Source organism: Actinomyces procaprae (assembly GCF_004798665.1).
GTDB classification, from domain to species: Bacteria; Actinomycetota; Actinomycetes; order Actinomycetales; family Actinomycetaceae; genus Actinomyces; species Actinomyces procaprae.
In genome coordinates, this window is sequence record NZ_CP039292.1 from 2,404,505 (window position 1) to 2,414,841 (window position 10,337).

Annotated in this window: 5 protein-coding genes; all 5 read right to left on the reverse strand. The window is 63.4% G+C overall.

The window, feature by feature from the left end; translation table 11 throughout:
- Positions 1-17: 17 nt before the first annotated feature.
- The 5 genes from E4J16_RS09855 to E4J16_RS09880 all read right to left on the reverse strand — a co-directional run bounded on the left by E4J16_RS09855 (position 18) and on the right by E4J16_RS09880 (position 10,332).
- Complete coding sequence (locus E4J16_RS09855; RefSeq protein ID WP_136194522.1) at positions 18-1,598, reverse strand: glycosyltransferase family protein; 1,581 nt, start codon at positions 1,596-1,598, stop codon at positions 18-20.
- 23 nt (positions 1,599-1,621) lie between these two features.
- Positions 1,622-5,446 carry a CDP-glycerol glycerophosphotransferase family protein gene (locus E4J16_RS09860; RefSeq protein WP_136313891.1) on the reverse strand — a complete coding sequence of 1,275 codons (3,825 nt, stop codon included), beginning with the start codon at positions 5,444-5,446 and terminating at the stop codon, positions 1,622-1,624.
- A 17-nt stretch (positions 5,447-5,463) separates the two neighbouring features.
- Positions 5,464-5,856, reverse strand: coding sequence for a glycerol-3-phosphate cytidylyltransferase (gene tagD, locus E4J16_RS09865; RefSeq protein ID WP_136194528.1), 393 nt, complete (start codon positions 5,854-5,856; stop codon positions 5,464-5,466).
- 2,161 nt (positions 5,857-8,017) lie between these two features.
- Positions 8,018-9,082: an XcbB/CpsF family capsular polysaccharide biosynthesis protein gene (locus tag E4J16_RS09875; protein WP_240038456.1), complete on the reverse strand. Its 1,065-nt coding sequence runs from the start codon at positions 9,080-9,082 to the stop codon at positions 8,018-8,020.
- Positions 9,082-10,332, reverse strand: a complete 1,251-nt coding sequence (locus E4J16_RS09880; RefSeq protein WP_168709484.1) for a glycosyltransferase — start codon at positions 10,330-10,332, stop codon at positions 9,082-9,084. Before E4J16_RS09880 ends, E4J16_RS09875 begins: the two co-directional genes overlap by 1 nt.
- Positions 10,333-10,337 lie beyond the last annotated feature (5 nt).

The window sequence follows — 10,337 nt, forward strand, 5'->3', positions numbered from 1 at the left end:
TCCAAGCCGCCTGGCGCCTACTGTCCTGAAACCGCTCGGACGCACCGCGTCAGCAGTGCGGCTATTTCCTCGGCGAGTTCCTCTCGCGACTCCTTGCGGTCGAACTCGCGTAGCCGGAATCCCATTCCCCCTGACAAGCGGCCCATGACCTGGATCCCGCTGCTGGCCAGTGCCTCGTGCAGGTCGTCGACATGGCTCCCGTCGCGCACGGAGAGCGCGACTCCAATGGCCTTGGCCCCCATCTCCAGGTCGAAGGCAATGCGCCCGAGCCGACCCCCGTCCCTCTCTAGTACGCCGACGTTTGAGCGCCAGAACCACGAGCGCGTCCAGGAGTCCCCGGGGACTCCGCAGCGGGCACGCACGGCCTCCTGCAGCCACTCGCGGAAGACCCTGTCGCCGTCAACGGGCGTAGCGCGGGAGACTTCCTTCAAGGCGCGGCGCACCTCGGTCCAGGGGATACTGTCCGGGAAGACCTCTGCGAGCGCGCCGACAACACCGTAGTCAACCGCGAACTGTCCCCGGTCCTCCACGTTCTGCAGCCGCTTGGGCACCTTCCAGCCCATATTGAGGCCGCGGAAGTGCGCCAGATAGAAGCGGTCGTCGGGCGGCACATCGGCACCACGGATGAAGTGGCACGTCGGTGAGGTAGCGGAGGACAGGGACGAGTACCTGGCCGTCCACTTCGGGCGGCACGGATGACCGGTCTTGAGGATCTTGAAGAAGTCCCAGAAACGCGGCGTGCGCGACGTGTCCGAGCGCGAGTTCTCAATCCACCTGCCGCCGTAGCCGACGACGCCGTCCTCGGACTCCGCAAGCGCGTCGAAGACGTCCATATCGGTGGTCTTTATGACCAGTTCGTCGATGTCGGAGTTGATCACGCCGACTGCGGACTGCAAGAAGCGGTACCTGGCGTCCTGGAAAGCACCGATCTGCCCGTAGTCGGAGTCCCACGCGACATTCGGACCGACCCAGGGACTGCCTTGGGGACCGAATTTGTAGTTCCACTCCACGACGACGGCCGTCTGCAGCCCCTCAAGCGACCTAAGCGCTCCGAGGAGCTCTTCAGGAGTCCTGGTGGTCGAAGCATTGTCGTAGAGCAGGACCGCGTCAACGCCGTGTTCGTGCTGATAGTAGCGGATCCAGTCGAGTATCCACGCGATGGGCTCGTCCTTCTGATGAGCCATCAGCACTCTACGACCGGCGAACAGCTCGTTCATATCCGGCGTCGGCGTAAGCGCGAGCCTCGTGCCGTCGCTGAGCCGGAACTTCAGCTCGGCGTTGCCCATGCCGGGGTCACGCAGCCGCACCGTGGAGACCTGGCTGCGGTCATGCTTGACCGTGCTGAACCGCACCGGGTCTTCAGCCGCACCGAAACGCACGTCCCCACCGGTGATGAACCCCTCCAGATTCAGTAGCGGAGGTCCGACCAGAGTGATGGTGCGGCCGCTGAGGATAGCGTCGTAGAACACCGTCGAATCGTCGTAGTTGTCGGCGTAGGTGGGATCACGCTTCTCGACCGGACGCGGCGGCTCGCGCCTGAGCAAACCGGCTTCTGGCAGTGAAGCACCCACCGGGCGCACTAGCTTATACGTGGTCATAGCCGTTCCTTCTGTGCTGCTGCTTAGAGGCTGTCTGCTAATCGCCCAGCAGGGTGATCAATTGCAAGTATCGCGCCCAGAGTTGCAGCGGTCGCATCGGCGCAGTACTTCTCAGCGTCGAATGCTCCGGACGCCACGGACATGTCAGCGCCCGCCGCCTGAATGGCGTGTGCGATCTCCTCCGCGGAGGTTCCGCACGTCAGGCCATATCCGAGCCCGATCAGTTCCAGGCTCCCAGGCACATCGGAGGCGATCACCGGGACGCCCAGGGCCATCGCTTCAAGGATTGTCACCGGCTGCCCCTCATGCGTGGAGGGCAGGATGAAGCAGTCAGCGCATGCGAGAACCGGGTACGGGTTGGCCAGCTGTCCCGTGAACAGCACGTGCCCATCGACGCCACAGTGCTTTGCATGCACCTTGAGGTCGGGCTCGAGCAGCCCGGACCCAACCAGTACCAGGCCGACGTCGACGCCGCGCGAGCGAACGGCTGCGATGGCGTCGATCAGCGCCGTCTGGTTCTTCTCCCGCGACATTCGCCCGATCGACACGAAGGTGAGTGCATGCGACCGCTTGAATGCGCCCACCTCATCGGGCAGTGCCTCCTGGGACAGCCTGTGCAGCTTGTCCACCTCGATGAGGTTGCGCGCGGCGGTCTGCCGGGAACCGGTGTCAATTCCGAGCAGGCGCAGGCTCCGTTGGTTGTGTGCTGCGAGTCTCGGACTCACCGAGATGATCGCTGCGGCAGCATCGTAGAGCCGGAAGACGCGCATCAGGTCCGGGAGCTTCTCCCGGTACTCGTCATCCATCTGGTTGTGCTGATAGCAGGAGACTCGCGCGCCGCGCCGTCCCCAGGCGGCGATGAGCGACAGCCAGGTGTGCGCGTATCCGTCGTACTCGACGGCGGCGTCGGGCACGAAGTCGCCCAGCAGCCGCCTGCTCTCACGGTCCCAGTAGCTCCAGTACTCCCGCCAGAACGCGGGCGTCTCGGCGTTGGGGTGGCGCGAGAACTCGTTCGTGCACCAGCGCTCCGCCACGGTCCAGGGGGCTACCCCCTGCCGACAGATGACGTGCACGTGCTCCGGCAGGCGCATGTACATCTCCCGGCGGTCGTCGCGGCTGCGCAGTACCTTCGGCTCCACCAGGAGGCTCACCGAGTACTCGGCGGGATCCAGCGAGTTCAGCAGGGAGAGCAGCGCCGAGGCGATCCCATTGGGAATCATCGAGGCATGGAAGAGGATGGTCTTCCGGCCGACGGCGCCGTTGTCCACGCGGTAGTCACGAACCACTGAGGGCTCGGGCAGGGCGCGAACGCCGTCGAAGAACAGCCTGACCATGCGCTCCGAGGCGTTGCCGTCCTCAAGCGGGCAGTACCGCTGGAGATCCGCGTCCACGGGCGCTCCTGCGCCCGATACCGCCTGGTCGATCGCGTCAGACAGTCCGCTCCGGTCGTGGCAGTGCAGGCCCGGGACCGCATCCGGGTCCAGGTACAGTCCCCGGTCCGCCCGGTACTCATCCAGATCGTGCATGTACAGCACAATCGGCTTCCGCTGGGGCATGAAGTCGAAGAAGATCGAGGAGTAGTCCGTCACCAGGATATCGATCGCCGCGAGCAGCTCGTTCGTATCGATGTCCTTGGGGACGATGGTGACCGGGAGTTCAACGCCATCGAGTAGTTTCTCGGACAGCCGGTGGGCACGGTAGACGACCACGACGTCGTCTCGGGCGGCCATGGCCTTGAGGTCATCTACCAGGGCATCGGCGTCCAGCTCGCGCTCGCTCACGCCGCCACGCCACGTGGGGGCGTACAGCAGCAGCTTGCGCTCGTCGCCCGGTGCCAGCCCGAGCCGTGAGCGAAGCGCCTGGCGTCCTCCCGCATCCATCAGGATAGAGGTGTCCAGACGCGGCGAGCCCGCGATGACCGACACTCCCCGATACACGTCCAGCAGGTCGTGGTCCTCAATCAGCGCCCACTCGGTCAGAGCGTTCGGCGCCATCACGACGGTGCTCTGCTGGAAGTTTCGCTGGAGGTTCTCGTAGGCCAGCAGCTCGCCCTTCATGGAACGGCCGAGGGTCTTGAACGGCGTTCCGTGCCAGGTGTTCAGGTACTCCTGCCCGGGCCTACGTACGAAGTAGGGGGCAAAGGACACGTTATTGACGACGTGGCCGGCGGTGGCCAGGTACTGCATGTACTCCTGCGAGTGCAGACGGACAAACACGACGTTGTCATGATCAAGCACGTCGGCGGGGATGCCGCTCTCGTCGTTGATCGCCCACACATGGATGAGGTGCTCATACTCCGGGCGGTCCACCATCCAGCGGAACATGGCCAGGGGGTGGCACCCGATGGACGCGCCGTGGTTCGACTCCCACAACACCAGGTTCGGGCTGACGGGGAGTGTCTCCAGCGCCTCTGCGTAGCGAACGTTGCGCAGCGCGGTAGGCGTCTTGGCGTAGGCGGCCGGGTCCAGTCCGTCCTTTGAGCCGAACTCCTCAACATGCTCAAGGATCTCGCATGCCAGTGCGGGCTCGCCGGCCTCGTTCACGGCGACCGCCAGGCGCACCCGGGTGGTGCGGTCCCCCTTGAGGACCAGCGGCAGTATGGCGCGAATGCGTGCCACCTTGTCGACCTTGCTCAGGTACCGCCCGCGCATGTTGAGCAGGCGCGCCTCAACCAGGTCGATCGGACGGTGCCGGTTGAGCACGTGCGGGGACAGCACGTGGGCGTAGGCATCGTTCAGCTTGGGCTCTTTGGGGACACCCGTGTACTCCAGATAGGACTTCACCGCGTCGTCGTACCGTCCCATGGCCGCCAGCACGACCCCGCGCCGGTAGTTCCACCAGTGCCCAGAGCGGCCACGCAGGGTGGATAACGCCTGCGAGTATGCGAGCTCTGCCGCGACGTAGTCGCCCGCTCGTTCACGCGCCAGGCCGAACTTGTAGTGCTTGTACCCGCTTTCGGGGTCACTAAGCACCGAGAGCGCGTAGTGCTCGCTCGCCTCACGATAGTCGCGCAGTTTGTCCTTACAGAAGGCGATCTCGTACTCGACCTGCGTCTCCGTCATGTTCTCGCCCGGGAACACGCGGACGAGCTCAGCTGCCAGGCGCCAGTCGGAGCGCTGGTACGCGAACTGCGCCGGCCCCTTCTCCTTGGCCTTCCCGCCCGCCATGTTGCAGGCGCGGGCGAAAGTGTCGCCGGCCGCCTTCTCACCCGATCGGTACTGGATCATGCCGAGATCGAACAACTCGGCCGCCTTGAGACTCCCTACGTCTGAGATTCGCGCAAGCAGTTCACGGGCCCGCTCCCGATTGCCCATGGCCAGCTCGCCGGCGAGCGTCTTGCGCAACCAGTCACAGTCTCCCCAGTGGCTGGGCAGACCGCTGCGCAGGACTTCGAGCCGCCGCCACAGCGGCGTGTCCTTGGGCAGTGCGGTCAGAAGCTGCGCGGAGACCCGAGGGTCGGGCCCGCCGGCCGCACGAGTCAAGAGACTGTTCGCATCGTCCCCAGCACCCCGCTCACGCATCAGCCGCACTAGGCCGAGCAGAGCCTCGATGTTGGTCGGGTCATCCTCGACGATGCTCGAGTAGACGGCCTCCGCCTCCTCCGGCCGCTCGAGCCTCTCAGCGATAAGCCCCATCCGCATCCGGGAGGCAGGATCGTGCGCCGAGGCAGGAAGCTCGATGTAGATACTTCTGGCGAGCTCCAGGTCGCCCTCCGCATAGGCTTGCGCTGCCGCATAGCGCGCGAAGCGACTACCGGTGCGCCCCCGGAAGCGGCCACTCGCTCGTTCCCCGACACTGCGCGCCCACCGCACCTGCAGCGCCTGACTCTGCCTTCCCTCCGTTGCCATGGAGCGACTCACCCCTGTCACAGTCTCTGCATGTCGTTCTTGATCTGCGTCGTCGAGATCTCCGGCGTGCGCGGGAGATAGACGACCTCACACAAGCCCGCGAGCTGCTCGTCGAACTTGCCCCTCCAGTCATCCCCCATGACGAACACGTCGATGTCGTACCGCTTGACGTCATCAACCTTCTGCTCCCACGTGTACTCCGGCACCACCAGATCCACGTACCGGATCGCCTCAAGCATCCGCCGACGCTCATCGTAGGAGAAGTAGGACTTCTTACCCTTCCCGGCATTGAACTCATCCGAGGACAACACCACCACCAGGTAGTCACCAAGCGCCCTCGCACGGCGCAACAACTCGATATGCCCGTAGTGCAGCAGGTCGTACGTGCCGTAAGTGATGACGCGCTTCATGAGTCCTCGCATGGGTAATGGGTAGCCGTTCCGCGACCAGATGCTTGCCAACTCGTAACTAGCACGAAGGTCGCGAATGAGCAAAGCTTACCTGAGTCCCGGCGGTTCGGTGCACCAGATGCCGCTCGTCTAGGACCAGGAAGAAGTCGAGGGATCTGGCACGAACGGCGCCCTCGCGCCCACCTTCGGCCGCATGCCCCTCCAGATGCCGTCTAAGCAGGCTTGCGACCCGCCTGATGCTCCCTAGCATGCTGCTTGTTACCTAGCTCTTCCGGTTTGAGGGTGTGCGGTGAGGTGGTGGGGGTGCGCATGCCGGGGTGACGGGTAGGGGGCCGATCCCCCCAGTGATTGGTGAGCTTTTCAACACCACCGATCACGAAGACCTCGACATGGCCGGGTAGTGCGTTCGCCGCCCCTGGTCTTGCTGGATCCCTGGGCATCGACGGCCTGTGGCAAGTCGCCGCGGCGCACGGATCGCCCCTGGAGAGGCTCCGGCGGAGTGCCGCCCGCATGCCTCCTTGGAGGAGGACGCGTGCTGTTGGCGGGGTGGAGCGCAGGGCGCGCCGGTGGGGACGGCGGTCAGGCGCCTGGCGCAGGTGGCGGTGGGGTGGCTGCCCACGCACTTGCTGGTGCGCCTGCGGCGGTGGCGGCGCCAGGGCCGCGAACGCGTGCGGGTGGCAGGAGGCGTCTCGCGCCGCCGCCAAGCGGGCCGTCCTCACCCTGGCGGCAGTGGACCGGGGCATGCGGGACACCAGTATGGAACTCATGAGCCTGACCCATGTGGCGGCAGCGCCGGGGGTGTCTTGGCACACTGTCAGCATCCGTGCCCGGAGGCTCCAGACAACAGCCACTACACCCCCGGGGACCGGATAAGCCGGCTGCCGGCGCGAGCGTGGCACCTTAGGCCGCGGCGTCGGCATGAGTGCGCGCTTCTGCCCGGTGGAGATGAGCGCGTGCCTCTGCCCGGTGGAGTGTAGGGGGCGGCGACACCGCACGACCCCGGTGCTTCTGCACGGCCCCGGTGCTTCTGCACGACCCCGGTGCTTCTGCACGGCCCCGGTGCTTCTGCACGGCCCCGGTGCTTCTGCACGACCTTGGTGTGTGTTGCACGACCCCGGGGTGGTCGTGCAACACACACCAAGGTCGTGGAACACGGCCCCAGGTCGTGCAGAACATAGGAGCAGCGCAAGCGGCACCGCCACCGACACCATCGCCGAGCCCGAACCCGAGCTCGAGCCCGCGTCGGCGTCCGAACCCGAGCCCGAGCGCGAGCCCGAGCCCGAGCCCGAGTCCGAGGCTGACTTCGAGGCTGAGGCTGAGGCTGAGTCCGAGGCTGAGGCTGAGTCCGAGGCTGACTTCCAGGCCATGGACGTCGGCGAGCAGACCACCACCAACCACCCCAAGCCGGCAACCACCGACGCAAACGTGCCACATCAGACCGGTATGTCGCAGCATGAGAGGCGCAATGCACAGCACCGGAACACCATGCCTTACTTGTCCGCCACCAACCCCACGCCCCGAAGCGAGGCGTACCCCGGCCGCGGTCACGCATCGCACGGCGACCGTGACCGTCCGCACAGTCGGCCGGGCACCGGTCTGAGGCGGTCCCCAATGCAACGCCGCCGCACGCGCGAGCACCTGCTACCCCTTGCCTTGGCGCGGCGGAGGACCGCCACCTAGGCGACGGACATCGCTGCCGCAGGTCCTGTGCTCACGGGCTCCTTCAGCGTCTTGGTCCACCGGCTCAAGTGTGCAGCCGCCCACTTCGCCTCTGACCAAAGAGCAGCGATGCAGGGTTAGTCATGCCAGTCTCCCAGCCGTCCGCGAACGCGCTCCACCAGGTCGCACGAATAGCGGATAGCCGCGTAGCGAGCCTTCCGAGGTAGGAGTCCAAAAACGGCACAGCGGAAGCTCAGGCCGGAACCGTGAGCAGTACTGCTGGAGCGACCGCCCCGCGACGCCATGCGCCGACGCCCGGCGCAAGATGTGAACTGCGTGCGGCGACGTGCACATACGCCACCGATACCCCTCCGGCGCCGGCGCAATGCCCACCGTATCCCCCGCCCAACGCGCTCCTACGCGCGACCGCCAAAAGACCGGACGCAGCTCGGCCCCGCTCCGAAATCAAGAGAGCTTCGCCACAACAACGCGAAAACCGTGCTCAGCCGAATATCTCGCGCCGCCCCGGAGCAATACCAATGCCTTCAACTTGCATGTTGAGGAGCCCGGTCACGGTCCTCAGCGTCCTCACAGAAACATGCGGATGATCCACAATCCGTTCATCAGTTGAAACCACGAACAAGTGCCGCCTGCCCACCTCATCAAGGCGCTCCGACATACCCGCCACAAGACTAAACAACGGCGACCCAACTCCCGACACTAAAACTAGGCGGGCATCCTCAGAACCTTCATGCCCAGTAGAATCAGCGACAAGCCGATCAAAATACTCATCTTTCGTGTTCAGGAACACACCGCCCCGCGTCCAGTGTGTATCGTCATACCTAGTCTCATAAGAAGCGTCGTCCAAGATCGGGTCTACAACAACGCCCCGAAATCCTGCGAGCAGAACCTGGGACAACGCAGCAGTCCCACCTTTCGACGCACCATATACAACCACTTGCGATGGCTCTAGACTCAGGCCTCCTGAAACCTGGTTGATCAGCGCACGCACATCCCAATCACGTCGCGGGTAGTTAACTGTAGGGAGATAAAACCCACCGACCACTCCATCCAGATCGGCGATCCGCAACACCGCAACACCATCAGGAAGATGCTTGGAAATACTCCGAAAGTTCGGTTCGAAGTACCTGGTCAACGACGCTTTATCGAAAGGGCTCGCCATCGAGGAGAATACGACTACCAAAGAACCGATACGAACGCCTTCGGGGACAAACAGCTTATAAATCAGGCCAGACTCGTCAACTTTCATATCTCCCTGGCGCACTGGCTGCCAGAAAGACGGAATTCTTCTCAGATGCACGAATCTGCTTGTACGCCCATCGCTCGCGTACGCGACGAAACCGTGCTCCGCCAAGGCGAACACCACGGGGCGAATCTCGTCAAATGTACGCGCTACACGCATCAGATTCTCATTGCCTAATACGTACCGGCCATGCTCGACCTCTATCAAATCGACCGCGTCGCACCCCTCGATGACCGACAGCGCCGCCCCAGGGCCACTGTCCAGAGACAGACGGATAGCTCTCTTTGCAAGCACTTGCACCATCACGGCCTACTTCCCATACGTCCCAGCCTACCTCCGAGGGACAAGAACAGATCCAACCAGTCCTTCCGCAAACGCTCAGCATTATTAGAGTGGGCCAACCGACGAGCGCCCGCGAAAGACATTCGTTCACGAATATCGTTATGCACCAGCAGAAGCCTAACCGCGTCGATCAGCTCATCGACATTACCAGGATCAACGATAAAGCCGCTGACCCCATCCTCAATAGCGTACCGAGCGCCATACTTAAAATCATATGCCACAGGAACGCAACCCGACATCACACACTCCATCAACGACAACGACTGCCCCTCGTACTCCGACGGGAACAACGCAACCGCACTCGCAGCGTATTCCTTCCTCGGCGCGTCTGAAAAACCCATAAGCGAGACGTGCCCAGACAAACCGGAAGACTCGATTGCAGCTCGTATACCATCATCTTCCGGCCCCCGCCCCCAAATATCAAGCCTCGCTTCCGGCACACTGGCCAGAATCCGCCCAAACTCCTTAACAACGTTGACGATCCCCTTCTCCGGGGACAGCCGCGATATAATCACGACTCTAAGCGGGTCACGCTCAACCTGCTCGGCAGCAGCCTGAGACTCGACGACATGTGGAATGACATAAACGTTGTCCAATGCTGGGTTCATCTTCAGCAGATCAAACTTCTGCTCATCGGTCAGTACGACTACCGCATCCATCGTTCCGAGCGCATCCAAGGTCGAACGGAGCTCCGGCTTGAACTCCGACCTTGAATAACGCCTAGAACCACCGAGATGAGAGTTGTGGAAGGTGTAAACCACCTTGAAGTTCAGCAGTGCTGATGCCCGATCCAGGGCCGGTCTCCTGAACGCCCACTCGGAAATCAAAACGTGGTCGCGCAAGACGTCGCCATTGAAATTGACAAGCCAGTACGTCAGCATTTCATTGAGGCTACCGAATACTACCTCCCGCAAATCGGCATCAAGGTAGACCCATCGCGCGGGAGCGCCGTCTTTATGCTCAACGAGCAGATAACGCACTCCACCGTCGTTAAAGTACTCCTCGGCCTTCAGCTCGTTGTCGTCGTCGAACGACTGCACTTGGCAAACCTCGTTCTTGTCCGAAAAGCGGAGGCGACGATACCGCTTTCCAGAGGCCAACAAGTCGACGAAGACTGGCCTACGCCCCTCAGCGTCCAGTTTCTCGAAAGCAACATACTCGCCTGAACGGTAGTACCTTCTGATCGTCGGGTCACTATCGTCGGTGCGCACTTCCG

Excerpts from the sequence above, each read along its gene's own strand:
- E4J16_RS09855 (WP_136194522.1), bottom strand. The coding sequence starts at position 1,598 with ATGACCACGTATAAGCTAGTGCGCCCGGTGGGTGCTTCACTGCCAGAA.
- E4J16_RS09860 (WP_136313891.1), bottom strand. The coding sequence starts at position 5,446 with ATGGCAACGGAGGGAAGGCAGAGTCAGGCGCTGCAGGTGCGGTGGGCG.
- tagD (WP_136194528.1), bottom strand. The coding sequence starts at position 5,856 with ATGAAGCGCGTCATCACTTACGGCACGTACGACCTGCTGCACTACGGG.
- E4J16_RS09875 (WP_240038456.1), bottom strand. The coding sequence starts at position 9,082 with ATGGTGCAAGTGCTTGCAAAGAGAGCTATCCGTCTGTCTCTGGACAGT.